General features: G+C 70.4%; 20 protein-coding genes and 1 tRNA gene. 7 read left to right on the forward strand and 14 right to left on the reverse strand.

Going from position 1 to position 24,209, the window contains the following annotated elements:
- Positions 1-295 precede the first annotated feature (295 nt).
- A complete protein-coding gene (locus tag AMK29_RS35870) occupies positions 296-1,150 on the forward strand; it encodes a hypothetical protein (protein ID WP_073815168.1) in 855 nt (284 codons plus the stop codon).
- 490 nt (positions 1,151-1,640) lie between these two features.
- Here the strand turns inward: AMK29_RS35870 and AMK29_RS21040 are convergent, their stop codons facing one another.
- Positions 1,641-1,988: an STAS domain-containing protein gene (locus AMK29_RS21040; protein WP_241845599.1), complete on the reverse strand. Its 348-nt coding sequence runs from the start codon at positions 1,986-1,988 to the stop codon at positions 1,641-1,643.
- A 182-nt stretch (positions 1,989-2,170) separates the two neighbouring features.
- On the opposite strand from AMK29_RS21040, the gene AMK29_RS21045 reads away from it, so the two are divergent.
- Positions 2,171-2,527 carry a helix-turn-helix transcriptional regulator gene (locus AMK29_RS21045; RefSeq protein WP_073815174.1) on the forward strand — a complete coding sequence of 119 codons (357 nt, stop codon included), beginning with the start codon at positions 2,171-2,173 and terminating at the stop codon, positions 2,525-2,527.
- 169 nt (positions 2,528-2,696) lie between these two features.
- Positions 2,697-4,106 carry a hypothetical protein gene (locus AMK29_RS21050; protein WP_073815177.1) on the forward strand — a complete coding sequence of 470 codons (1,410 nt, stop codon included), beginning with the start codon at positions 2,697-2,699 and terminating at the stop codon, positions 4,104-4,106.
- Positions 4,107-4,445: 339 nt separating this feature from the next.
- Here AMK29_RS21050 and AMK29_RS21055 read toward each other — a convergent pair whose 3' ends face one another.
- Positions 4,446-5,390, reverse strand: coding sequence for a squalene/phytoene synthase family protein (locus tag AMK29_RS21055; protein ID WP_073815180.1), 945 nt, complete (start codon positions 5,388-5,390; stop codon positions 4,446-4,448).
- Between the two features lie 228 nt (positions 5,391-5,618).
- Between AMK29_RS21055 and AMK29_RS21060 the strand changes: the two genes are divergently transcribed.
- Positions 5,619-6,152, forward strand: a complete 534-nt coding sequence (locus tag AMK29_RS21060) for a hypothetical protein (RefSeq protein WP_073815183.1) — start codon at positions 5,619-5,621, stop codon at positions 6,150-6,152.
- A gap of 462 nt (positions 6,153-6,614) precedes the next feature.
- On the opposite strand, the gene AMK29_RS21065 is transcribed toward AMK29_RS21060, so the two are convergent.
- Complete coding sequence (locus AMK29_RS21065) at positions 6,615-7,304, reverse strand: esterase/lipase family protein (RefSeq protein ID WP_073815186.1); 690 nt, start codon at positions 7,302-7,304, stop codon at positions 6,615-6,617.
- A 385-nt stretch (positions 7,305-7,689) separates the two neighbouring features.
- Here AMK29_RS21065 and AMK29_RS21070 point away from each other — a divergent pair, with 385 nt between their 5' ends.
- A complete protein-coding gene (locus tag AMK29_RS21070) occupies positions 7,690-8,373 on the forward strand; it encodes a LysE family translocator (protein ID WP_073815189.1) in 684 nt (227 codons plus the stop codon).
- A 936-nt stretch (positions 8,374-9,309) separates the two neighbouring features.
- On the opposite strand, the gene AMK29_RS36770 is transcribed toward AMK29_RS21070, so the two are convergent.
- The 4 genes from AMK29_RS36770 to AMK29_RS21100 all read right to left on the reverse strand — a co-directional run bounded on the left by AMK29_RS36770 (position 9,310) and on the right by AMK29_RS21100 (position 11,586).
- Positions 9,310-9,483: a hypothetical protein gene (locus AMK29_RS36770; RefSeq protein WP_198942298.1), complete on the reverse strand. Its 174-nt coding sequence runs from the start codon at positions 9,481-9,483 to the stop codon at positions 9,310-9,312.
- A 90-nt stretch (positions 9,484-9,573) separates the two neighbouring features.
- Entirely contained in the window at positions 9,574-9,882 is a 309-nt protein-coding gene (locus tag AMK29_RS21080; protein ID WP_073815194.1) for a hypothetical protein, read from the reverse strand.
- Between the two features lie 516 nt (positions 9,883-10,398).
- Complete coding sequence (gene mscL / locus AMK29_RS21090) at positions 10,399-10,842, reverse strand: large conductance mechanosensitive channel protein MscL (RefSeq protein ID WP_073815199.1); 444 nt, start codon at positions 10,840-10,842, stop codon at positions 10,399-10,401.
- A gap of 417 nt (positions 10,843-11,259) precedes the next feature.
- Positions 11,260-11,586 carry a WhiB family transcriptional regulator gene (locus tag AMK29_RS21100; RefSeq protein WP_073815203.1) on the reverse strand — a complete coding sequence of 109 codons (327 nt, stop codon included), beginning with the start codon at positions 11,584-11,586 and terminating at the stop codon, positions 11,260-11,262.
- A gap of 581 nt (positions 11,587-12,167) precedes the next feature.
- Here AMK29_RS21100 and AMK29_RS21105 point away from each other — a divergent pair.
- Positions 12,168-12,965, forward strand: a complete 798-nt coding sequence (locus AMK29_RS21105) for an SGNH/GDSL hydrolase family protein (protein WP_073815206.1) — start codon at positions 12,168-12,170, stop codon at positions 12,963-12,965.
- 159 nt (positions 12,966-13,124) lie between these two features.
- Here the strand turns inward: AMK29_RS21105 and AMK29_RS36525 are convergent.
- From AMK29_RS36525 to AMK29_RS21130, 6 genes are all read right to left on the reverse strand, one after another.
- Positions 13,125-13,243 (reverse strand) — tRNA-OTHER (locus AMK29_RS36525).
- Positions 13,244-13,625: 382 nt separating this feature from the next.
- On the reverse strand, positions 13,626-14,468 hold the full coding sequence (locus tag AMK29_RS21110) for a hypothetical protein (RefSeq protein ID WP_073815209.1): 843 nt from the start codon (positions 14,466-14,468) through the stop codon (positions 13,626-13,628).
- A gap of 360 nt (positions 14,469-14,828) precedes the next feature.
- Positions 14,829-15,002 (reverse strand): hypothetical protein, encoded by a 174-nt coding sequence (locus AMK29_RS36775; protein ID WP_198942299.1) that lies wholly within the window; start codon positions 15,000-15,002, stop codon positions 14,829-14,831.
- 175 nt (positions 15,003-15,177) lie between these two features.
- Positions 15,178-17,679: a bifunctional serine/threonine-protein kinase/ABC transporter substrate-binding protein gene (locus AMK29_RS35245; protein ID WP_143202937.1), complete on the reverse strand. Its 2,502-nt coding sequence runs from the start codon at positions 17,677-17,679 to the stop codon at positions 15,178-15,180.
- A gap of 241 nt (positions 17,680-17,920) precedes the next feature.
- Positions 17,921-18,193 (reverse strand): DUF3253 domain-containing protein, encoded by a 273-nt coding sequence (locus AMK29_RS21125; protein WP_073815212.1) that lies wholly within the window; start codon positions 18,191-18,193, stop codon positions 17,921-17,923.
- A gap of 542 nt (positions 18,194-18,735) precedes the next feature.
- On the reverse strand, positions 18,736-20,265 hold the full coding sequence (locus tag AMK29_RS21130) for a glycoside hydrolase family 6 protein (protein ID WP_073815214.1): 1,530 nt from the start codon (positions 20,263-20,265) through the stop codon (positions 18,736-18,738).
- Between the two features lie 662 nt (positions 20,266-20,927).
- Between AMK29_RS21130 and AMK29_RS21135 the strand changes: the two genes are divergently transcribed.
- Complete coding sequence (locus AMK29_RS21135) at positions 20,928-22,127, forward strand: PP2C family protein-serine/threonine phosphatase (RefSeq protein WP_073815216.1); 1,200 nt, start codon at positions 20,928-20,930, stop codon at positions 22,125-22,127.
- 87 nt (positions 22,128-22,214) lie between these two features.
- Here AMK29_RS21135 and AMK29_RS21140 read toward each other — a convergent pair whose 3' ends face one another.
- Positions 22,215-23,855, reverse strand: a complete 1,641-nt coding sequence (locus AMK29_RS21140) for a sodium/solute symporter (RefSeq protein ID WP_073815217.1) — start codon at positions 23,853-23,855, stop codon at positions 22,215-22,217.
- Positions 23,856-24,209 lie beyond the last annotated feature (354 nt).

Raw genomic sequence — 24,209 nt, forward strand, 5'->3', positions numbered from 1 at the left:
TGAGCAAGGGGCAGGCATCCCGCTCCCGCACAGGTGATACGCAACCGGGCTTGGACAGCTGCCCGTTCTCCGACATACGGGTCCTGATGCCGTCAGGCGACAGCAGTGCCTCTTCCGAGAGGAAGGCGGGCCCGTCGGTCGGTCGTGGAGTTACCCGGCGCGGTCTGGTGCCTTGGCTGTCTGCGCAGCACGCAGGCATCCTCTAACGAGTGTTGTGGGCCGTTCCACCCGAATGCGGGGTTGTGGCGAGTAGCATCCGGCAGCAGTACCGATCCCGAAAAGGAGTGTGGATTGCATGGCCAACGAGCCGGTCAACACCTCGATCCAGAACAAGTACGCGGAGCAGCTCGCCTCTGATCTCGCCTCCAACCAGGCGGAACAGGCGACGCTCACAGTGCGGCTGAGTCAGCTTCAGGAGGAGGAGAAGTGGCTCACCAAGACGCTGGAGTCTCTGCCGACGGCCGTCGAGGGTGAAACGGCTGCAGATGTCGAGTCGGTGGGCAGCACCGCTCCGGTTGCCGCTGGCACGGAGGCGGCGGCCGTTCCGCAGCCGAGGGCGGAGAAGACCGGGGGCACCGCTTCGGTGAGGAAGTCGCCGGCGAAGAAGGCCACGGCGGCCAAGCGTGCCACCGCGAAGGCTCCGGCCAGTAAGAAGGCTCCCGCGGCCAAGAAGGCTTCGGCCGCCAAGGGGGTTCCGGCCGCCAAGGAGGCTCCGGCCGAAAAGGCGCCGGCCGCCGAGAAGGCTGCGGTCGAGGAGACTCAGGGAGCGAAGAAGGCTGCGTCCGGAAAGGCGCCGGCGGCCAAGAAGACGGCCGTCAAGAAGGCCACGGCGGCTTCGGCCAAGAAGACCGTGAAGTCCGTGGGCCCCACGCTCGGCGAGCTCCTCAAGGAGCTTCTGGCCCAGCAGCCCGGTGAGCCGAAGAAGGTCAGCGAGATCGGCTCCGAGCTGAAGGCGGCCCACCCCGAGCGCACGACGTCGGACCAGGTTGTCCGCAACACCCTGGAGAGGCTGGTGGTGAAGGACGGTCTGGAGAAGGACACCCGGCAGGGGGTCGTCCTCTACACCTGGCCCACGCCCGAGGCCCACGCCCCTGCCGCGGCGCAGGTACGAGACGGAGAGCCCGCCGAGGCGGCCACGGCCGGAGTCTGAGCGGCGCGGCCGTAGGGGCTGCCACCGCAGGCGTGAGCGCCACCAGCTGGCCGGACGGCACCGGAAGCCGTTCGTAAGCTGCCTCCTACGGCCACATATCCGACTGGCCCACGCGCGCTTGGCGCGTGTACTTGCTGCCGCAGGCCTCCCGGCGAATGTGCGCGGGGGCCCTGCGGCAGCAAGTACAAGAATGGCTGTTGGTGTCGTCAGCAGCGGTCTGCGGGTGTCGCCGAGAGCAAGGCCGACCGGATCGCTGGCCGGCCAGCTTGTCGTGCCGTGCCGTGCCGCGCCGTGCCACTGCACCTCACCGGACGCGCCTGTCGGCCCCGGCTGGCTGGCTGGCTGGCTGGCTGGCTGGCTGGCTGGCTGGCTGGCTGGGCAAGCATCCCGGCGTAGAGATCACCTGCCGCAACCGGACGGCACTTTCACCGAGTGTCGCCCACTCGATGGCGACACCGGCCGAGCCGGCGCGCGGGCGCCATCACGGTTCTCAGCACCGTCCGTCGGCCGGGCATGCAGCGGCGTCCTCCACCGTCGTACGCACCTTCAGGATGGTGTCGACTCCGGTGATCTCGAGGATCCGTTGCAGCTGTGGTGTCGGCGCGGCCAGGCGAAGGTCGGCCTCCTTGCGGGTGAGGATCAGCAGGTTCAACAGCGCCGAGTCCGCGAAGGTGATGCCGGAGGCGTCCAGGACGATCGGCCGGTGCTCCGCGGACGCGGCGGCCAGCACAGCTGCCAGAGGGTCGATCGACTCCATGTCGTAGGAGCCACGAGGGACGACGACGCACGCGCCGTGTCTCTCGTACTGCGTCACCGCAGCCCGCTCCAGGACGCTCACGACGCCCTGCTCACCTGCTCGGTCCCCGCCCGCACCGTCCGCGCAACGTGGTGTGGTGACGGCATCGCCCAAAGGCATCTTCGGACCCCTCCTGTGGCTCTCACGCGGAATCATGCCATCCGTTACGCGAAAAGTATGTCATGTATGAGGTGTCCGGCAAAGATGTTCCGTAGAATGAGGTCATGGTCGGAGTGCCTGAATCACACAACGGATGGACGTTCGTCACCAACCACGCACGCGTGCTGGCGGTGATCGCCGACAACCCGAACGTCCGGATCCGCGACATCGCCGCCCACTGCCGGCTCACGGAGCGGGCCGTCCAGCGGATCATTTCCGATCTCGAGCAGGACGGTTACCTCTCCCACACCCGCGACGGGCGCAGCAACACCTACCGCATCGAGCCCGGCAAAGTGCTGCGCCACCCGGCGGAAGCGGGCCTGCCCGTCGCCTCCCTGCTCTCCCTGCTCGTCCAGGACGAGACTCACCGGGCCCAGAAGGCGCAGGCGCAGTCGCCGCGTCTCGCGGACACCACCGCGTAAGGCAGAGCGGTATCCGGGGCGACTGCGGCGGATCCCGCGGTGTGTGGGGTCGGTAGGCGGTTGCGGGCCCGACGTATGCGTACAGGCCGGACCTGTGGGGGGTCGGCGGAACGGGGGCTCGGTGGTTGCGGTACCGGAGAAGCGGGCTGGGGCGTGTGCGTACGAGGACATGACCCCGAACCAGCGGATGACCAACCGGTTCCACCTCTCCTGCCTGGCGACGCTGATCCCGTACCACCAGCGGCCCGCCGCCCTGGAGGCCTGGTTGGACATCGACCCGACCCTGTTCTTCATGGGGTTCGACCCGCCCGCCCCCGTCGTGGAGGCCGTCCTGCGGCTGGGCGGCACAAGGCTGCGGGCCGCCCTCGCGCACACCGTCGGAAACGAAGGCACCCAGCGGGCCCTGTTCGACCTCGACGTACTCGAGGTCGACGCGGCACTGCTGGGCAACCACCGGCTGGGGTACGCGACGCTGTGCCTGTTGCGGGTACGGGATCCCATCGCCGCCGCGACCAGCCGTTCGTACCACCAGGGCCATCATCGGCGGGCCCTGTTCTCGAGCGACGCCGCCCTTGCGGCGGCCGCCCTCCTCGACCTGCGTGGCGAGCACCCGCCTACGGCTCGCGCCACCGCCTGGGAGACCGTACGCGCCGCGGGAGGAACGGCACGAGTACGAGAACTGGCCGGACTGCTGCCCGGCCGCGGCGGTCCGACAGATGCCGACGCCGATGTCGTCGCGGCCTGCGCCGAGGCCGATCCGGAGCCGTTCCTCGACTGCGCGGCCGAGCGACGGCTCGGGACGGGCGCGCTGCTGCGCCGCCTGCGCGCCGCGCATCGCCCGGACTCCCCGCCATGGAAGGTGCAACAGGTCATGCGGTCGATCCTTGAGGAGCCGTACCGCATCGATTGGCGCCTGGTCGCGGCGGCCCGCCTAGGCCATCGGCTGCCTCGTACGGCAGCGGAAGTCCTGCGCTCGCGCCCCGAGTGTCCGCCCGAGGTCGCAGTCGTTCTCAGGACCGGCCGACCGGCCGTCCCCGGTCGCCCGTTGCCGCCGCCCGCTCGCGAGGCAGAGGTACGACAGCCGCCCCGGCGCCCCGACAGCCACTGGGTCCCCCCGTGGCAGCCGCCCGGCGACACGGGACCGTTCGGCGACACCGCCGCCTCGGCCCGCCAGGCGCTGCGGACGATGACCGTCGTCTACGACGCCCACCGGGACCCGGATGCCCCCCACCTCGGCCATCTCAGCGCGGTTCTCGAACGCGGGCAGCTGTCGGCGGCGGAGGCGGTCCCCCTGATGCGTCCCGCGAGCCTGCTGACCTCGTGGGTCGGACAACACTCCGGCTGGGCCGACGTCTCGCGCGCAGCCTGGAGCGGCCGTGCAGCCCTCCACGTGGAGACGGCCGCCCTGCTGGCCTGCTGGAGCAACGGTGGTGTCCCCGCCGAGTGGTGGGCAGCGCTCCTACCCCGGCTGTGGCACTTCCCGGGCACGCTGCCCGACCTGCTGGCCGAGGTGTCGGGCTCGCGCTCGGACGGACGGGAAGAGTCCGGCCCGGAGGATTTCGACGAACCGGAGCGATAGGACGGACCGGAGGGATGGGACCCACCGCAGGGGCCCGGCCGGGAGGAAGCTGCGGGCCTCCCCCGACACTGACGTCGGCTCGCATCCGCCCCTTGGCGCGCCCGGCCCATGACGAGGAGGGGGCGAGGCCGCGCCAAATCGGCTCGGGCACTCGAGACGGTTCCGGTGGGTGCGACAGCCCCCGCACGACTGTCGTCGCGCTCGGTCAGCCCCCTCTCGGAGTGAGCCGCAGTCGGATCCCTTGGGCACGGCTCGCCGGCGCCGTGGCTAGGTGCCGGCGGCCCTGCTGTCGCAGAGCTGTCTCATCTCGTGGGCCAAGCCATGTTCAACGGCAACGGATCAGGTGTTGGCGGGCTTCGAGTAGGGCCGTGAGGCGTCGGACCCGAGGCGTACGGCCTGCCGGGCGCGTGCCGCCGTCTCACGCAGCAGGAGAGCGGCGGCTGCCGGTGCCGGTGGGCCGGAGCTCCTCGTCGCAAGGGACGCGCCCGCGCGGCGTACCGCGTTGAGCCGGAGGTGCTGGACGCCTACGAGCGCCCGGAGGAAGGGCCGATACGCAAGGTCGACGACATCCGCGAGGGGACCGGCCGCCGCCAGGTCGGTGGCGGCCCGGTCCGCCTGCTCCTCGACGAGCCGGCCCAGCCCGGCGCCGGGCCGGGAGAGGTCCGCGCCGTGGCGGGCCACCGCGTCGGCGGGGATACCTGGCCGGCCCGCGCGCACGTCCTCCGGGAGGTCCTCCAGGAAGTCGATGCGCTGCATGGCGCGGATGAGCCGATGGCAGCCGTCCACGAACGCGGCCCGTTCCGACGCGTCCGCCGGCGCGAGGAGGCAGGCCGTGAGCATCAGCGCGGGCAGGCAGTACTCCCGTACGTACTCCTCCAGCTCCTCGTCGTCCGCGATGCTCCGCCACGCGACCTCACGCTCGCAGCCCTGCAGGAACTCGTCCACGTAGGCGCGTACGTCCGGGTGCTGCGCGGCGGTGTGCACCAGACAACGGAGCGCGGGCAGTTCGGAGTCGCCTTCGGCAAGGGCCTTCCGTACGAGCGCGTCCCATTCCGCGAGCGCGGCCGCCCGTTCCTGCGGCGCACCGCGGTCGATCCGGTCGTCGGTGTCGTGCATGAACGCGACGGCTGCCACGACATGCGGCAGCAGCGCGGCTGGAAGCAGCAACCGCGCGGCCGCGTACTCCGCGGTCCTGTACCTCCGCACCTGCCGCCGCTGCTCCGTGTAGTCCCGCCGTAACCGCCGCTCGTTGACCCCGGCTCGGTCGAGCGCCCGCTTCCACATGCCGATCTCCTGTCGTCGTCGGCTGTGAGCCTACGGGCGCCCGGGCCGGAAGTCCGGCTGAGCTCCCGATACCTTCGTCGGCTCGCCGTGGGCCGACTCCTTGCGGGTCGCCTCTGTACTCGGCCTGGACGCTCCCGTGTTCGGGTCGTCGAGCGCCTCGCTTCTCAGGGCGCTCTTGCGGTTATCGTGCCTGGGGCCCCCGTCGGGGTTGGAGAAGGGACGGGGAACGTGGACGAGGCGTCTGACGCCGTGGGACAAGCGCTGTGCTGCGCCGCAGCCGTCCGGCTGGGCGGAGCGGTGCAGGTGCTGACCGAGCGGGACGGCCTACTTGATCACTACATCCCGATCATGGCGGGAGTGGAGAGCATCACGGCATTTCTCAACGGCCACGAACTCGACGACGGCTTGCTCGGCGCCGCGTTTGCCAGGAGCTGGTACCTGGATGCCAGGTACCAGACAGGGCTCCCGGGCTATGCATTCGTCAAGGACTGGACGTCTCTGGTTTTCGGCACAGCTGTGCTGACCAGGCCGGAACAACGGAACATCCTGGCCGAGCAGACGCTGGACTTCGCCTCGAAGGCGGCGGCAGCCTGGCCGTCCGCCGTCCGTGTCAGCTCCTTCGACAGCCTGGCCCGCTTTGAACTGGCCTACCAACAGGAGGCGGAGGACCGGCTACGGAAGGACGGCCTGCCTGCTCTGTGGAAACTGACGGAAGTCCGGTCGAAGCCGCATCGCCAAGTGGCGGAACAGCTCATCGGGTAGTCAGCGCCTCAGTCGTTCGCGCCGGCCGTGCCCAGGGACGGCAGAAGTCCCTTCCGGTGGTTGGAGATCATGTGGCTTCGATCCCCACGTGCCGCAGCCGGTCGGACTCGGTCCGGTCGGTGGCCTCCCCTTTGGCCGACGTCGCTACGAAGAGCCGACTGGGGGGCTTGACCAGGGAACCGGCCGACGCGCCGGCATGAGACGAACCGGCGGGCGCTCGGCGCGCTTTCGGTATGGCGGCCGGCAGGTGCGCGGCCCTCCCCCTCGGTTGCCGCGGGGGGAGGCACGCGGCCGCCTTCGCCAGCCACGGGTGGCGCGCCGGCGCGCGCCATTGGTCCGCCGACCGCCGGCGGGCGGGCATCCGAAGGAGCTTTCGCGGATGCCCCGGTCACATCCGAGCCCCGATGCCGGCTTCTCAACAGCGGCAGGGCTGGGCCGGTTCCGCACCCACAGGGCCGTCGTCTAGCTGATGTGCTGCTTGACCTGCTCGTATACCGCTGCGTCGGCCTGCAGCTCGCTGTGGCCGAGGCATCCGGTCGTGCTGTTGACCGCACCGGCGAGGGCGACGCTGTCCCCGGGGCTGATGACCAAGTCGCACGGGGAGCGCCAGGTGGCGTAGCGGGGGGAGCCGGGAGTCTCGTCACCGGAGTTGAGGGCGTTCAGGAAGAGGGACCCCGGTCGCATTTCGACGCACGGATCGCCGCCGCACAAGCGTGCGGCACCGGTGCCGTGGTTGGGCCCTGCCAGGGAGACCCACGCGTCGACCTTGGAAGTGCCCCCGAGGTTCTTGAGGTAGTAGCGGGAGGACAGCCCGCCCATCGAGTGGGTGACGACGTCGACCTTGGCCGCGCCGGTGCGCGCCAGGACCCGGTCGATCTCCTCGGCCAGCCGCGCAGCGGTTGTGGCATTGGACTGCGTGGCGTCATAGGTCCACTGATCCAGGTGGTCGAGCGGCCAGCTATCTGCTTGGAAGCGGCCGGCCATGGTCCGCCAGGTCGACCCGTCAGAGTTCCAGCCGTGGACGAAGACGACGGGGTCGGGGCGGACGGCCTCGGCCCCGCGCCGGCCGTCGGCTGCGGAGGCGGGTACGGGCGAGAGGGCCACGAGCGCGAGGAGGAGCGTGCACAAGCTCCTCGACAGATTCCTGATCATGCCCGGTTTGTAATGCTCAGGGGGCCCGTGCCAACAGGTCTGGACGCATAGCCTCACCCGCCCGGAGGCAGCATTTCACCGCAGAAACGTGACAGCCCGAGGCCGGACACATAAGTGGACGATATCCAGGTCGACACCAGACACCATGACATCGGGGCAGAACCCAAGCGGCGCTCTCTCCGGGCGCCAGCCCTTTTCACCCTCACGGCACCCCTGGTCCCAGCTCCGGGGGTGACCGCGGGGCCCGTCGAACCGGGTACAGCGCGGTGGGGGCGGAACCGCAGCTGGCTGTCGTCCCCGTCTGGCCGGGGTCGAAGCGTCACGACGGGGTAGCCGAACTCGTACCGCCAAGAAGGTTGCTGGGGACAGACGAACGGGGGAACGAATGTCGGTCGACCTCGTCGGATTCCTCGGCGTCGTGCTGGTGGCGTATGTGGTCCCCGGCCCGGACTTTCTCGTCGTGGTGCGGGCGGCGGCGGAGGCCCCGTCGAAGGGGCGGGCCGCTGCGCTGGGTGCGCAAGCCGGCCTGTGCGTGCACATGTTCGCTGCCGCCATCGGTCTCGCCGTCGTAGCCTCCCGCTATCCCGTCGTGTACGACACGGTCAAGCTCCTCGGCGCTGCTTATCTGATCTATCTCGGCGTACGGGCGGTTCGCGCCGCCAGGCGGGCCGTGCAGGAGCAGCGGCCCGGTGACGCGGCGGCACCTGGCGGACCGGACGTCGGCGACTGTCCTGCACGTCGTCCGGCCGTGGAGGGCAAGGCCGCTGCAAGGCGATGGCGTTCCGGCTTCACCGAGGGGCTCCTCACGAATGTCCTCAACCCCAAGGCTGCGCTGTTCTTCCTGAGCGTCCTGCCGCAGTTCGTCGACAGCAATGGTTCGCTGTGGCGGCAGATCCTCTTTCTCGGGATTCTCGACGTGCTCATCGGCGTCGCCTACTGGTTCGTCCTCGTCCTGATCGCCGCACGGCTGCGAGCTTTGCTGGCCCGGCCGAAGGTGCGGTATCGCTGGGAGCTGACCACGGGCTGTCTGTTCATCGCCATCGGTGTCGGCCTCGCCACCGCCGCCTGACCCGACCGGCGCACGGCGCTGTACGAGTCGTAGGCGACCGCTCAGCTCCACCGCCTGCTCCACGGGTCGGGTCGGATCGGATACTCGGCTGCGGCTGGGGCGGGGCGGGGGCACATCGCGGGGAGGGTTCCGGTGCTTGTCATGCCTGGTCGGCAGGCTTCGGCGATGGGGCTGTTGGCCGTTGAGGCTGTGGGGCGGGGAATGACGGTCCTGGCGGCGGAGGAGATCAGTGCGACCGTGGGGCCGGCGGGCCGACGGCGGGGGCACGGCTGGCGGGACAGGTTGGGTTCGCGTTGCTCGAGCCGCCGGATGCCTGGCTGTCGTGGAGATCGCCGACGTCGTCGACCACCTGGTGGCTGCGGCGGGGGCCGCCATGCCGAGCACCGCCGTGGTGGACGTCGGGCAACTGCTCGACCCGTACCGGGCGGCTACCGGTGGGCCGTGGTGGAGGCCAACAGGGCGTAGTTCTCCCCTGCGTATGCCGCTGACCCGGCGCGAGGGCTGGACGTGGTGCTCCGGGCCGGGCCGCGCGAGCGGGTAAAGCCGCGGGACTTGCCGTTCCTGGGGTGCTGAGCATGTCGTCGGAGCTGGCGGGGCGCTCACTGGGTGAGTACTCACGCCTCGTTGTCGATCACCGTGTTGCTCCCCCAGCAACGTCTCCGTGTGGTGCTGGCTGTGGGGGCGCCGACGAGCCCTCCGCCCTGCAAAGTCATCAACCCCGCATCCACGTCACCGTCGTACGTCGTGACGTAGGTCCATGCGGACCCGCCCCGGGGTGCCCTCCAGACCGATGGCGGCTGGAGGGCACCCCGGGGCGGGGGTGTACTTCGATGCAGGGCTACCCCCTCGCGTGGCGGGAAGTCTTACCCGTCATCACTCAGTGGGCCCCGCTGGCCGCGACTACGCGGGGGTTCGAGCGGCTGTCGCGGCATGGTGTCAGGAGCGCCGTCTACCGCTCCGGCCGGCGCCTATGCCCGCAACCTGCAGAGCCAGGGCCGTGAGCCCGAGCAGCATCAAGTTCGTCGAGGAGAACGCCTCATTGGTGCTGATGTCCGCCGCGTTGATCAGGAAGGCGATGAAGAACAGCACCGCCGCAGCTATGCCAAGCATGAACAAGCTCCTCTCGAAGGGTGCTGTCCGTATGCCCCCGCATCATCCTTGTAAGCCGATACCGGACGACTCCCTGGCGTGTCGGAGATGTCAGAGGTCGCTGTCGATGCCGGTGACGGCCGGCTGGCCGAGCGGGGCATCGGCTTCCGCGATTCCCGCCTCCTTCAGCGCGGTCGAGACCAACTTCGTGGCATCGAGTTTGGCCTCGTATCGGTCGGCGGCGTCGACCTCGAGCCTGATGGCGAAAGTGCCGTCCTCGTTCAGCGTGAGGAGGTTCACGCCTTCGCTCTCGCTCACGTCTGTGTGCTGGGGGGCCAGCTTCCGTTCGAGAGCGACCCGCTCGGACTCGGTGATGTCCGAGGTGAATGTGCCGGGAACGGTGATGACGAAGGTGGTCATGGCGACTCCTCGCATGGAACGGAGTGTGAGCGTCGTTCTGCTTCCCTCATCCTCCGTGATGAACCCCGCCTAGAGGGTTTCTGACATGGCATCGGACCGCGACGAGCCCTGGTGCGTGGAGGTCCGGGATTCAGGCGCTCGCGTGACGTGGAGCGGCTACGCGTCGCGGGGCGGCGTGATGTGCGGGCCTCCGGGCCGGGGTGGCCTTGAGACGCCGTAGCCAGACGGACGCCGTGGCGAGGAGGCCGGCGAAGACCGCCATGAGGAGAAGGGAAACCCACATCTGCCGACTCCCGGGATGCGTCCATCCCGTCCACGTCGCGGCTGCCGCCCACAGCAGGGCGCCGGCCGTATAGAAGACGCGAACCCGGCTCAGCTGCCGTACGGCCCGCAAGGACATGAGGCTTTCGGTCTTCGATGGCATGCCCGTCGTGTACCCCGATTCGCGAGACCAATCAGCGGATTGTCGGGAGCCGCTGCACGGTCCGCGCTTCCAAGCACGGGTCTGCAGACCGGTCACCCGGCGCGCTGGGTCGTCTCCCCCGCTTGGGCGGGTACGGCGGGCAGGGGGGCGGTGCAGGAGGCGCACCGGCGGGCCTGCGCGGGGACCGGGCTGAGGCATTCGGGGCAGTCCCGTTTGGGCGCCTGGACGTCGTGGTGCGGGGCGAGGCGCTCGTGCAGCTTGTTGATCGGCAGGACGACCAGGAAGTACAGGGCGCTGGCGAGGAGGAGGAAACTGATCGCAGCGTTGACGAAAGCGCCGTAGGGGAATTGGGTGCCGCCCAGGGTGAAGCTCTTGCGACTCATGTCTCCGGTGACACCGGTGGCCAGCCCGACCAGGGGGGTCAGAAAGGCGCCGACGAAACCGTTCACGACGGCGGTGAACGCGGCCCCGATGACGATACCGACGGCCAGGTCGACCACGTTGCCTCGCAGGATGAAGCTGCGGAAGCCCTTCACCTTCTCACTCCTCAGCCTCTTCGATGTCGACGGGCGGATCCCGCGGGCGCGGTGAAGCCGCCCCCTTTCCGGTTGCCCCGCCACTCCCGACCAATGCCCGTGCGACGCAATCCGTGGCTTGGCCTGTCGGCATGCTGATGCGGGGGCGCGCCAAGGCTGATCACCCGGCTTGGGAGTTCGGCTGCGGCGCGCTGAGGGAGCCGGTGTCGTATGAGCTGATCAGCCAGGCGTACGAGGGCTCCGGCACCGGTGGTGGCGAGGGCCGTCGGCGGGTGGCTACGGGCCGTACGACACCGATGCTGCAGACGGCTCAGCACCCCGCGCATGAAGCCCACGCATCGCCCCGCTCCTGGTCGGGTCGGGTCGGGCTCTTTCGCGTGGCGATGGTCTTCGAGCCGACGAACGCTTCCGCCAGTGTCAGCTGACGGCTTGTCGGAGCGATCGGTTGCCGTCGTGCGGCTGCCTCTCGTATTCCATGCGCGCCGCGTCCAGCAGGCGCCGCCACGACGTAACGGTGGGCCGTCGGCGCAGCAGGGCACGCCGTTCCCTGTCCGTCATTCCGCCCCACACGCCGTGGTCGATGCGCTGATCGAGGGCGTGAGCCAGGCATTCGGTGCGGACGGGGCAGCCGGTGCAGAGCGCCTTGGCCTGGTTCTGGGCGGCTCCGTCCACGAAGAGTTCGTCGGGGTCAGCGGTCCGGCACAGCGCTCGCGCGCTCCATGTCTCCTGATCGTGTCCAGCCACCCGGCGTCGTCCTCTCCCCTGTTCGGCCCGCCGCACTACCCTGGCCGGGCACAGTTCGCACACGGTACGGCGGGGACGCGCGCTGCCTGGTTCGTGTCCACGCTTCCGTAGCTCTTTCGAGTGAAGGAGATGTGACGGCCAGGGTGCCGCGCTCCGCCGACGCTCGTTCCTTTGCCCGGGATCCGGAGTTCGAAGCAGGCGAACCGATACGAGAAGCGCGGGAGTGACCGGGTCGGCAGTCGTCGGGCTGGGGCGGGGCTGCTCACCGCCGACGCCGAGCCGGCCCGCGTACCGGCGAGGAGGCTGAGCCCGGGGGTGCCGCCGCCAATCCGGCGCCCGAGGTCGGTCGGTTCGCCAGGGTCGGCTACGCGGAAGGTGAGTACGCCGTGCCCGCGCAACACGCATCGGGCAGGTGCCGCCACCTCCGGCAGGGGGACACCCAGACCCGCCGCAGGGCACCGCTGACACGTCAGCACGGCGGGGCCCCCACCCCATATACCCATCAGAACGATTACTCATTTTTTTGAGTACCATGTACTTTCGGATGCGGTACAGGAGTGTCAGGGAGAGACGGACGGCCCATGAGGAACGGTCAGTACCTGCGTTACGTCGCGCTGGGCGACAGCCAGACGGAGGGGGTCGGCGACGGCGACGACACCATCGGGCTACGTGGTTTCGCGGACCGACTCGCCGAACGGATCGCGGTGGTGAGCCCTGAGGTCCGTTACGCCAACCTGGCCGTCCGGGGCCGGCTCGCCGGACAGGTTCGCGCGGAGCAGCTCGGCCCCGCGCTCGCTCTCCGGCCCGACGTAGCCACCGTGATCGCCGGGGTCAACGACCTGCTGAGGCCCCGGTTCGACCCGGACGAGACCGCCGCCCACGTGGAGGCGATGTTCGCCGCGCTCACCGCCGCGGGGGCACGCGTCGCGACCGTCACGATCCCGGACATCACCCGAATCGCGCCCATAGCCCGACCCGTGGCACCTCGGATCGCCGCCCTCAACGACCGCATCCGGCTGGCGGCGGCGCGGCACGACGTCGCTCTCGCAGAGACCTCCCCGCACGCCGCTGCCACTGATCCACGCTTCTGGGCCACGGACCGACTGCACGCGAGCCCGCTGGGTCACGACCGGATCTCCGCCGCGCTCGCACACGCGCTCGGCCTACCGGGCAGCGACGACTCGTGGACCCAGGCGCTGGCGCCCTCCTCGTCCACGACCGTCGGCGCGATGCGCACGGCTGCGACCGAACTGCGCTGGGCCGCCGGGTTCCTCGGCCCCTGGCTGCTGCGACGCCTTCGCGGCCAGTCCTCCGGCGACGGCCGCGCCGCCCGACGCCCGGAGCTGTTGCCTGTCGGGGTGCCGCCGGTCGGCATATGAACATCTGAGAGGAATAGGCGCCGGGAGAGCTCGCCGCACTCGCGGTGGCAGGTAAGAACGAGGCGTAGCACTAGCCGCTGAACGCGCAGCCGGACGACGCGGGTGTTCTCTTTCCGGCGGGGTGATTCCTCCGCGCTCGGCCACACCTCGGAGCGGCTGCGATGCCGACGGGATTCGAACCCGCGAGACAGACAGGGGCAGGGCCACCCCGTCTCCGTCACTCGCCGTGGAGGGGGCCTCCCCCACGGCGATCGCAATAGACCACTCTGCCACGGCACGCAACCTGCGGGACCACGCGCAGTCCCGCTGCGGCCCAAGATAGAGAAATCGTTCGCCGTGCACGAGTCCATTTCTGTGACGTGGTGAAGGCTGTCGTGGGGCCACAACAGTCGTGCGAGGACCGTGATCTGACTCCCCGCCGAGCAGTGACCGCTCGGCCGTGCACCCGGTCCGTCTGATTCGGAACCGTCAGCCCCCTCTTCACTGTCAGCATGTTCACCGGGTCGATCGCGCAGCGGGACCAGTTCAGCTCGTGGTGAGCGCCGAGTTCGTCGAAGACACGACGCGTAAGACAGCAGCTGTCACGTGCGTCTGGACGTGGTCACGAACGCGATCCCGGCCAGCACTTCCCGGGCGCCGTGCCGACGGCGACCGCACCCCTCAGGGGCGCTCGAAGAATTGGAGGACGCCCCCGAGCGAGAAGCACAGCGCGCCCGTCAGCGTTCCCCAGTTGGCGATGTCGGTGTTGATGAGGCTTCCCGTGTCCGGGCGGGTGAACGCGGCGAGGGCCGAGATCATGAAGAGCACCGAGCCGAACTGATTCACGGCGACGACCCACCAGCCGAGGCTGCGCGAGCGGACGCAGGGCCAGCGCCGATGGCAGATCTCGGCGAACGCGAGATGCCCGGAGACCAGGAACAGCACGCATCCGATCACATCGGGAGTCCAGATCAGCCGGTTGATCTGCTGGACGGTGAGCCCCTGCAGGAAGGAGTCCAGCAGATTGACGGCGAACACGAGAGTCCCGACGAACAGGACGAACGTGCTCAGCCAGTCCAGACGCATCGGCTCGTACGCCCACCACCGCCAGCCGGCCGTCACCAGCGGACCGCCCTCTTGGGAGTGGCGAGGCGCGTTCATCACCTGGAGGAGCGAGGTGTAGCCCCCGAGGTTGAAGAACAGGCCCCCCGCGAAATAGATCGAGGCGCTCTCGGCGGCGCCGCCCGAGCCGAACTGGGAGACGGCCGCCCCGAGAGCGAACAGCGCTCCGCCGATGACGAACGCAGCCGAGGCCACGGCATTGAGTCTTCGAAGGCGGCCGAGGGCCTCCGCGTCGGCCACGGCGTACGTGCTGACCGCGTCACCCTGACCGCGGACCGACATCGCTCCCCGCCTGCGCGCGAGCCGCGAATCCCACACCACCGTTTCCCCTGCAGGGCGCTTCCACGTGAGCCGGGTGGTGAACGGTCCTGCACCTTCGGCGCGCTGCTCAGGCTGTCCCACGGGCCGAGCCTAGTCCCGCGTGTGATGATCGACGAACAGCGAAACGTACCTGTTCTTACTTTTTGATCGCCTCGGTTCCCTCGGCGGGCGGGCGTAGCGCGGGCTCCCTCGGTTGCTGGTTCTGGTCGGCTCACTGTGTTCGGATGGAGACAGCCTCTCGCCCGTTCCTGGTCGCCCGCAGCTTCGCCGTCAGACCCGGCAGCCGTACGGCAGCAGCCGGCTCCTGCAGTCCATCCGGGCCGCCGTCCGTGCGCCGGATTCGACGACGAGGTCCCGCGCCACCGCGGGCGTCGTACACACGCTCCCCGCTGCTCTCGGCCAGCCATCGCAGCAGGTGCGGGACCAGTGCAGGCGACGCGATCAGTGGCGGAAGCCGCCCTTCGCGCTCTCCTTTGTCGCTCGGGCCTTGCCCCGCGCCTCCAGTGCCGCGCCCTTGGCGGCCGTGGTGTCCTTCCCCATCGCATGGGCCACCTTTCGCACCACCTTTCCGACGACCTGCTCGGTCGTGGCCTTCGTCTTCTCCTTGGCACTCATGACGGTCCCTTCATCGACGCCTGTCGTGCGCCTGCCCGTGCGCCGCAAGGGGAAACCAGTCCGGAAGGTGAGCACGCCAGGGCGCGGTGGGTCCGGCGGCGGCGGATCGATCCGGTGGGGGCGGCGCGCCGCCCGCCACGCGGCGAGACGCCCGCCGGGCTTCCGCGGCCAGGTGTCAGGGGGTGGCGGGGCCGCTCGTCACGGGCTTCCAGTTGCCGGCGTTCACCTCGTACACCGTCAGTCGGCGGTGGACCGTGTCGCCGTTCTCGTTGAAGGCGACGCGGCCGGTGACACCGTCGAAGGCCAGCCCGGCGACGGCCTGCGGCAGCTTCGCCCGGGCGTTGTCGGGGAGAGTGCCGCCGTTGGCCGTCACGACGGCCTTCACCGCCTCGATGAGGGCCCAGGTCGCGTCGTAGGCGTAGGGGCCGTACCAGCCGGCCGGCTGCGGGTAGCCCGCTTTCCCGTACCGGCTCAGGAAGTCCCGCCCTGCCGCCGTCTCCTCGGCGGGTAGGCCGATGTTGGTCGCGAGGTCGCCTTCGGCCTGCGGGTTCCCCGTGACGTACTGCTGGTCGAGGATGCCGTCGCCGCCCATCAGGGGGACGTTCACCCCCGCCTGCTTGAGCTGCTGGGAGAGGGGCACCGCGGTGTCGTAATAGCCGCCGAAGTACACGGCTTCGGCGCCCGAGGACCGCACCCGCGCCGCGAGCCCGGCGAAGGCGCGCTCCGCGGGATCGACCTGCTCGGTGCCGACCACGGTCCCGCCGAGCTTGGTGAACGCCGCTGTGAGACCGGAGGTGAGGGCCGTGCCGTGGGCGCTCGCGTCGTCGATCACGTAGAGCCTGGTCTTCTTCGCCCCATGCAGGTAACGGGCGGCGAACGGCCCCTGGTCGACGTCCGTGGCGATGGTACGGAAGTAGGTGGAGTGCGGGCGCGACCTGGTACCCGAGGCCCAGTCCGGGCCCAGGGTCAGGACGGGATCGGTGTTGCCCGGTGACACGTTGACCACGCCCGCCCGCGCGAGCGGCGGCACCAGGGTCCGGGCGACGCCGGAGTTGAGAGGGCCGACGACCCCCAGCACCTTCTCGTCGGAGACGAATCCGGCGGCGTTGGGCGCGCCCTTGGCGGGGTCGGCCACGTCGTCCAGGGCCTTGATCTCGAACGTCACGCCGGGGACGTGCCGGGATTCGTTGGCGGTCCTGACCGCCAGGTCGGCGGAGTTCCTCATTCCGACGCCCATCGAGGACAGTCCGCCGCTCAGCGGTGCGGCCACGCCGATCACCACCGTGCGGGAGGAGCCCCCCGCACCGCCGCTCCCGGTTGCCCCGCCACGGGGTGCGTCCTCGTCGCGGTTGAGGGTCCAGGTCAGGACCGAGCCCGTGGTGAGCACGGCGAGCGCCGTGCCCAGGATCGCGGAGCGCCGGGTCAGGCCGCGACGCCGGGCGGACGCCTGCTCGCCGCCGTGGTCCGATGTCGCGGTCGAACCGAGCGTGACCGGGCTTTCGGCCGGGGGGACAGGGACGGGCGGGGATTGGGGTACGGGTGCGGGTGGGGCGGTCGGCCTGTCCGGCACCGGGCGGCGGCGCGGGGTGTCGGCGGCGGACCCGGGATCCAGGACCGTGGGGGTCGGTGATGACGGCGTCGGTGACGGCGCCTGCTTCGGCATCGTCGGAGCGGAGGCGTGGTCCGGCGTCGCGTCCGGTGCGGGTGTGGGTGTGGGTGTTGAGGGCACCCGGGGATCGGGCGTGGGGGTGGAAGCGGGTCCGGGTTCGGGCTCGGGCTCGGACTTGGCCTCGGGTTCGGGGCGGGGGTGGTGCGTCGGCCCGCGGCCGGTGGACGCGTCGGGCCCGGACGGGGACGACCGCAGCACGGACGCGAGCATCTCGGCCGCTTCGGCGGCCCCCACACGCTGCGCCGGGTCCTTGGTGAGGAGCGCGTCCAGTACGGGGGTCAGAGGACCGGCGTGGACCGGTGGCCGGTGCGGGCGGGTGAAGACAGCGATGGCGAGGGCGTGGAGGCCGTCCGCCTCGAACGGCGGGTGCCCTTCCACGGCGTGGTAGAGGGTGGCGCCGAGCGCCCACAGGTCGTTGGCCGCGGTCGGGCGCTTGCCCTCCAGTTGCTCCGGCGGCATGTACTGCGGGGTGCCGATCACGGTCCCGCTGTGACTCAGCTTGGTCGTGGCGTCCGCCAGGTGAGCGATGCCGAAGTCGGTCAGGACGACGCGGTCCTTCGTCAGCAGCACGTTGTCCGGCTTGATGTCCCGGTGGACGATCCGCGCCCTGTGCGCCTCGGTCAGCGCGTCGAGCACGGCGGCGCCGATCTCGGCGACGCGCCGCACCGGCAGTCGGCCCTGATCACGGATGGCGACGGCCAGGGACTGCCCGCGGATCAGTTCCATGATGATGACGGGGGCTCCCTGGTGCTCCACCACGTCATGGACGGTGATGACCCCGGGGTGGCTGAGAGTGACCGCTGCGCGGGCCTCGCCGGTGAACCTCCGCAGCAACGCGGCGCGGTCGGCGTCTTCCAGCCCCGGCGGGAAGAGGATCTCCTTGACGGCGACCTCGCGCCCGAAGAGTTGCTGGTCAAGGCCACGCCATACTCGGCCCATACCGCCTTGGCCGATCCGTTCGACCAATCGGTACCGGCCGGCGATGAGTTCGGGATTCTGCTCGGTCACGCGCACACTCTAGGTCCTGCTGAGCCGATCAGGTGGCGGAAAGACGGCTGGATCATGACTCCTCGCGCCCTCGGCGAGGAGGGCTCGGTGCGCGCCGGGCGAGGGGGCGGGGCCCGACTTGTCAGGAGCGCTCCTGTTGCGCGGAGGGGGCGATCCCGGTGGGGGCCGGTGGGGCGCTGGCTGGGCAGCGCGGCCGTACTGGCCTCTCCCCCTTACCGGCAGCCGCGAGGTATGGACCCGGTCAGCCTGCGCGACGAATCCGGATCGGGCCTCGGGCGTCTGTCGGCTCGATGGGGCGGCCGCCCTGGGTGATTTCCACTTCGCCGGCCGTGACCAGCCGTCGGGCGGCGCGCCGGGCCGGCTCCATGAGCGCGCGCCAGCCGTCGTCGTCCCCCCGGTACGCGGCTCTCGCGGCGTCGGAGGGGCAGATCGACGCGGTCGGGCCACGCCTTTCCAGCAGCTCCAGGATGGTGCGCTCCAAGCGCTGCTCCGTCTGCCGCCCGGTTTCCGTCATTCCTCCAGTGTCGCACCAGCCACGACACCAGCGAGGACTCCCGAGCGCCGCGCTGACTCGGATCTCCCGGACGGCTGTTCCGCGCCGCGGGCCCTCGATGCCGGGCAGGTGGACGGCATGGCACCCAGTGACACCGGCCCGCGCGGACGTACGCCCGCCCGGCTGGGGCCGAGCTTGGTCCGACATCACGGCGTCCCCCGCGGCTGGGCATGCCCCCAGCCGCAGCCGAATCTACGCGTGGGAAATGAGCGAGAAGACCGGTTCCATCCCGCGTGGGCTGCCGCGTGCTTGTCCGGCATGGGTGAGCGCCCGCCTCTCGGGGGGATGAAGGCGGGCGCTCGTGGGACATTCCCCTGGAGGCTCCGGTCCGGATGCAGTCCGAGCGATTCACTTTCAGGTCGTGTCGCCGGTGGACGAGGACGGCCGGGTGCGCGCATCCGGATCGACGGCGAGATCGCCATACACGCCGGCCCTCCCGTCAGCGGTGGGCGCGCACCACACGGCGGTACGGGCCGCCGTGCCCGGCCCGTACCGGCACCCTCTCAGCTGCCGTCGATGAGTCGTGCCGCGAATTCGGGCGAGAAGTCACCGGCCTTGTACTGCGGGCCTTCCGCCGGGCAGCGCGTGTCGTCGGCGTGGCGGCCGTCGGAGTCGCCGGGGTTCTTGATCCACAGGTAGTACGCCGCGCCGTCCTCGCCGACCCGGGAGGCGGAACCCAGCTTGCGCAGCGGCGGGTTGCAGAAGCCGACCTGCCCGCTGGTCTCGTCTCCGGGGATCTTGTAGGCGCCGTTGCCGTTGCGGGAGGTGTCCACGACCCAGGTCGTGTCGACGCCCAGCCGCTCCTTGACCCGCGCGGCGAGTCGTCGGGCGTAGTCGTTGGAGATGTCGGTCGAGTGGTAGTTGGCCACGTTCACCGCCACGCCGTCGGCGAGGTGGATTCCGGAGCGGCCCAGCATGTCGGCCATGTCGCTCAGCCCGATCCCGTTGTCCGCGGGGTCGTCCTCACGCCGCAGGCCCAGCGTCCACGTCGCGTTGCCGGCGTCCAGATACGTCTTGACGTACGGGCCCTGTGCGTCGAGGTGTTGGCTGGCGTACCAGAGCATGTCGAAGCGGGCCTCGCGCCGTTCCGGCGTCAGGCAGTTCTCCTCGACGTCGGCCTGGGCCACCGCGTCCGGTTCCAAGATGACGATCGCCGGCCTCCCGGCGATGCCGGCGACGAGACCGGCCATCCACTTCTTGTACGCCTCCGCGTCGGCCGCGCCTCCGCCGGAGGCTCCGCCGCAGTCACGGCCGGGGATGTTGTAGGCGACGAGTGTGGGCACCTGCCCGGCGGCCGTGGCCGCGCTGACGTAGCTGTCGACGTCTGTCTGCACGTCGGTGTTCCAGCCGCCGAACCACTTAACCGTGGTGCGGTCGGCTATCCGGGTGCGGATCTTGTCGGTACGGTCGTCGGTCGGGTGGGCGTCCACCCACGTGCGGGCGTTGGACCCGGGGTCGACGAAGAAGCCTTCGCGTGCGGTCGAGGTCGTCAGGGAGACGTTGTCGAAGGTGAAGTCCGTGGGGGCGTTCTGACCGCCGAGCTGGAAGGTGATCTGGGCGCTCGCACCGGCCGCCGTGTCGATCGTGGAACGGAAGGTCCACTGGTACCGCTTGCTCACGGGGTCCAGCGTGACGTCCTGCGCGAAGGGCGCTTCGAACGAACCGCTGGCCTGCTGCACGGTCGCCCGGACGGTGCTCGCGACGGAGGACCGGGCTTCGAAGGACAGCGTGTAGAGCGCGCCGGCGCGCAGCGCGATGCCGTCGCGTCCCAGCTGCGCGTCCCACCGGTTGTTCGTGCCGGTGGCCACGGAGGCCTTCAGCGTGCCGCCCGTGTGGTCGGGACCGCTGCCGGTGGACGACCACCAGGTGCCTTCCGGCGGCGCGGTGGTGAACGCACCTTCCGGGGCGAGTTCGCCGTACAGCAGCGGGGCGGGGCCCTGGGACGCCGCCTGAGCGGTGTGGACCGGCAGCGCGAGGGACGCGGCCAGCAGGGGGATCACGCTGCCGGCGTACAGCAGGGACGCGGTTCTCATCTGTGTCTGAGTCTCTCTCTTGTGATCGTGCGGACCAGTTCGGTGTGGGGCGGGGAGGGGACGTCGTACGGGATCCTGCCCCGTCGGCAGGCGTGAGTTGACGGCGGCGGTGTGGGCGGAGTTGACGAGGGCGAAGGTGACGGCCGGCCGCGGGCGGAGTCCGAAGGCGAGTTGCTGACACGCAGGTTCAAGCGTTGGGGGTGGACCATCGGGCTCCCGACCGTCGCAGGGGCCGTGACCATCGGGGTCCTGGGGCCGGTCGTCGCGGCGGTCATATTCGCGCTCGTCACCCCCTTCGGCCTGGGGGTCACCGGCTTCGGAGCCATGCTGTTGAGACTGACGTACGACATCTGGTGCCTCCCCCGGCACGGCATCACAGTCGAGGCGACGCGCAGCGGCGTGAGCTATGTGTACACGGACATGCGGGGCGTGATCCACAGGGCGGGTGGACTATCGGCAGCCCAGGGGCCGGGCAGCGCGCTCGGCGCACACGGTCGTCGCACTTGTCGGTACGGAGCCCGCCCGCCCGAAAGCCTTGGCGGCTCGGTGCATCGCGGCCCGCGTCACCCCTTCTCGATCGAGTCGTCCGTCAGTGCGGGTGAAGGAGATGTAATTACCGCCGCGTCCCCGGGAAGAAGAGGTCGATACCCAGGGAGGTTGCTATGGAGTGGGATCGGATGGGACTGGCAGAGGTTCTGGCAGCGGCAGAGAGTGCCGCGCCGGTGGCCTCACTCGATGTGGTCGCGCGTCACCTGCGCGACCGATTCGGCGCGAGGTCCGTATCGTTCCTGTTCATCGACGTCGTCGGCCGTTGCCTGCTGCGCGTCACCGAGACGACGGACACGCGCAAGGAAGAGCAGGCCGAACAGGTCCCGCTCGTCGACAGTGGTGCCTACGACGAGGTCCTGCGCACGCAGAAGCCGGTGCGGACGGCGCGGGGCGAGCAAGGCCACCGCGTGCTGGCCCCGGTCACCAACCGTGGCGACGCCATCGGTGTCCTGGAGCTCTTCCTGACGCGGGTCACACCGGAGGTCCTGGAGCAGGTGGAGGAGGCGGCGCACGCGCTGGCGTACATCGTCGTCACCGACCGCCGCTTCACCGACCTCTACCACTGGGGCCATCGCACCACCCCGGTCAGCCTGGCCGCGGACATCCAGCGTCAGCTCCTGCCGTCGGCACCTTCCTGCGAGGCCGCGGAGTTCACCCTGGCCGGCGCGCTCGTCCCGGCCTGCGAGATCGCGGGCGACACCTACGACTACAGCCTCGACCACGACACTCTGCACCTGTCCATCACCGACGCCATGGGCCACAACGTCGACGCCTCCCTCAACGCCACCCTCCTGATCAGCGCCTCCCGCGGTGCCCGCCGCACCGGTACCGACCTGGCCGAACAGGCCCGCCGGACCCACCAGGCCCTCCTCGACCACGGAAGACAGACCTTCGCCACAGGTCAGTTGCTCCGCGTCTCCCTGGACGGCACCAGTGCCCAGCTCGTCAACGCCGGCCACCCCTGGCCCCTCCGACTGCGCAGCGGCGTGGTCGATGAGCTGCGCCTGGCCGTCGACCTGCCCTTCGGGGTTGCGGGGCAGGGCCCGTACCGGGTGCAGGACATCGATCTGCGTCCCGGTGACCGGCTCGTGCTCTACACCGACGGCATGCAGGAACGCCAGGCTGCTTCCGTCGACCTTCCCGGACTCCTGCGCAAGACCTCGGCGGATCACCCGCGCGAGGTCGTACGTACCCTGGTCGCCGCGGTCAGCGACGCCAGCGACGGCCGGCCGAAAGACGACGCCACCGTCCTGTGCCTGGACTGGCACGGCCCGGAGGGACGCGCCGAGGGACGCCGAGCGGCACCCCGGTGACGACACCTGCTCCTGCTGCGGATCCGGTCCCCCGGACCGCCGGGGGGTGGTATTCGGGTCGTCGGCCTTCCCGTTCCGCTCAGGACATCAGGAGCCGCGCGGTACCTCGGCGTACGGAGTGAGGTCGGTGCTTCCGCCGGGGGCGGGGCGCGGCCGACCGGTCACGCTGCCCAGCCATCCCAGTGCGAAGCCGGCCGGGATCGAGATGAGGGCGACGGACTGGAAGGGGAGCCAGGCGAAGTCCGTGTGCGGGAGGAAGGAGGAGGGGAGACCGGACACCACGGGGGTGAACGTCTGGAGGACGACGACGCAGGCCGCGCCGCCGATGAGGGTCCACAGCAGCCCGCGTTCCGTGAAGCGGCGCCAGTACAGGCTGTAGACGAGGGCGGGCAGGAGGCTGGACGCTGCGAGGGCCAGGGCGACCCAGCTGAACATCTGGATGTTCCAGTCCAAGGCCGCGTAGGCGAGGGTGATGCCGGCGACGCTGACGGCGACGGCGCCGAAACGGGCGGTGCTGATCTCGACGCCCTTGTCAGGGCTCTCCGTTCGCCGCAGCACCTGGCGGTAGAGGTCGTGGCCGACCGCGGCCGACGCCGTCAGGGTGATGCCCGCGATGACGGCGAGGGAAGTCGCGAAGACCGCGGTGGCGACGAGGATGAAGAGTACGGTCCCGGCGATGGAGCCGGGGCCGTCCGTCAGGGCCCCGGTGGTGAGCATGAGGGCGCCGGTGCCTCCGGGACTGACCGCGGCCAGCTTCGTACCGCCGACGGTCGCCGCCGTGCCCAGGCCGATCAGCACGGCGGACGCGGTGACGGCCGAGACGACGACGAGGGCGCCGCGAACGGAACGGCGCGCCGCCGTGGGGCCGGGGGTTGCGTGCAGTCGCATCACGACGTGCGGCATGACGGCTGCGCCGAGAACGATGCTGAGCTGGAGTCCGACGAAGTCGAAGGTCCAGCTGGCGCTGGGGTTGGAGCGTTGCAGGAGGCCGGGGCGGAAGTACGCGGAACCGGCTCCGTTGTTGCTCTGCGCGGCGTCCAGCAGAGCGAGGGGGTTCCAGCCGAACCGGGCGAGGAGCACACCGACCACGAGGAGGAGGGCGACCAGGACGATGACGGTCTTCGCGGCCTGCAGGGCGGTCGCCCCGCGCATCCCTCCGACGGCGGTGGCACAGGCGATCAGGACACCGATCATCACGGCGATCGCCCGCTGCGCGCCCACGGTCTCCAGGCCCAGGAGCTGAGCGGTGACGAGGGCTACGGCCGAGAGCTGGACGACGAAGTAGAGCAGGCACACGAGGAGGGTGACGACCGCCGCGGCGATCCGGACCGCTGTCCCCGGTGCCCGGTCCGCGAAGACGTCGGCGATCGTGAACCGTCCACGGGCTCGCAGGGGTCCGGCGAGGAGGGAGAGGACGACGAGCGCGGCGATCGTGCTTCCCGCGACGAACAGGCCGTCGAATCCCATGAGGGCGACGGTCCCGGTCGTACCGACCACGGTGGCCGATGAGATGTAGTCGCCTGCAAGTGCGAGGGCGTTCCGCAGGCGCTTGTCCCGCCGCCGGCCGATGTAGAAGTTCTCGGCCTCCTCGCGTTGCGGCCCGAGCAGCAGGCAGGCGAACAGTGCGGCGACCACGATGAGGAGGAAGCTGATCAGGACAGCGCCCTGGGTGTCGTCCCCGGACATCGACAACTCTGTTGCGGGGAAGGGGTGGACGGTCACGGTCATGGTCTCCGGGGCGCTCGCGACGGCAAGAGGGCCTACGAGAGCACGGGGCGGGCCGACTGGTGAAGGCGTGCGCGGCTGAACGAGTCACGAGCACATCGGGAGGAGCGACGGCTGTGCTTCGTGACCAATGGTGTCCGGGGGTGGGTGGGGGTGGGGGTGGGGGCACCGAACCGGTGATCGGATGAACCGGATGCAGCCCGGTGGGGTGGAACGAGGCGGGTGCGACGGGGCAGGGTTGTTCGGGGGAACAGCCCGTGCGCGGATTCCTGTGCGTGAGACCCGGTCCGACGGGTATCGCTTGTCCGGCGCCGTGTGATCACGGTGAGGTGGGCCAGTGCGCCGCTCCGAGTACGA

It is taken from the genome of Streptomyces sp. CB02261 (assembly GCF_001905665.1).
GTDB lineage: Bacteria > Actinomycetota > Actinomycetes > Streptomycetales > Streptomycetaceae > Streptomyces.

What these genes read in the sequence shown, in the direction of transcription:
- AMK29_RS35870 (WP_073815168.1), top strand. Translation starts at nt 296, where the DNA reads ATGGCCAACGAGCCGGTCAACACCTCGATCCAGAACAAGTACGCGGAG.
- AMK29_RS21045 (WP_073815174.1), top strand. Translation starts at nt 2,171, where the DNA reads ATGGTCGGAGTGCCTGAATCACACAACGGATGGACGTTCGTCACCAAC.
- AMK29_RS21050 (WP_073815177.1), top strand. Translation starts at nt 2,697, where the DNA reads ATGACCCCGAACCAGCGGATGACCAACCGGTTCCACCTCTCCTGCCTG.
- AMK29_RS21055 (WP_073815180.1), bottom strand. Translation starts at nt 5,390, where the DNA reads ATGTGGAAGCGGGCGCTCGACCGAGCCGGGGTCAACGAGCGGCGGTTA.
- AMK29_RS21065 (WP_073815186.1), bottom strand. Translation starts at nt 7,304, where the DNA reads ATGATCAGGAATCTGTCGAGGAGCTTGTGCACGCTCCTCCTCGCGCTC.
- AMK29_RS21070 (WP_073815189.1), top strand. Translation starts at nt 7,690, where the DNA reads ATGTCGGTCGACCTCGTCGGATTCCTCGGCGTCGTGCTGGTGGCGTAT.
- AMK29_RS36770 (WP_198942298.1), bottom strand. Translation starts at nt 9,483, where the DNA reads ATGCTTGGCATAGCTGCGGCGGTGCTGTTCTTCATCGCCTTCCTGATC.
- AMK29_RS21080 (WP_073815194.1), bottom strand. Translation starts at nt 9,882, where the DNA reads ATGACCACCTTCGTCATCACCGTTCCCGGCACATTCACCTCGGACATC.
- AMK29_RS21105 (WP_073815206.1), top strand. Translation starts at nt 12,168, where the DNA reads ATGAGGAACGGTCAGTACCTGCGTTACGTCGCGCTGGGCGACAGCCAG.
- AMK29_RS36775 (WP_198942299.1), bottom strand. Translation starts at nt 15,002, where the DNA reads ATGAGTGCCAAGGAGAAGACGAAGGCCACGACCGAGCAGGTCGTCGGA.
- AMK29_RS21125 (WP_073815212.1), bottom strand. Translation starts at nt 18,193, where the DNA reads ATGACGGAAACCGGGCGGCAGACGGAGCAGCGCTTGGAGCGCACCATC.
- AMK29_RS21130 (WP_073815214.1), bottom strand. Translation starts at nt 20,265, where the DNA reads ATGAGAACCGCGTCCCTGCTGTACGCCGGCAGCGTGATCCCCCTGCTG.
- AMK29_RS21135 (WP_073815216.1), top strand. Translation starts at nt 20,928, where the DNA reads ATGGAGTGGGATCGGATGGGACTGGCAGAGGTTCTGGCAGCGGCAGAG.
- AMK29_RS21140 (WP_073815217.1), bottom strand. Translation starts at nt 23,855, where the DNA reads ATGACCGTGACCGTCCACCCCTTCCCCGCAACAGAGTTGTCGATGTCC.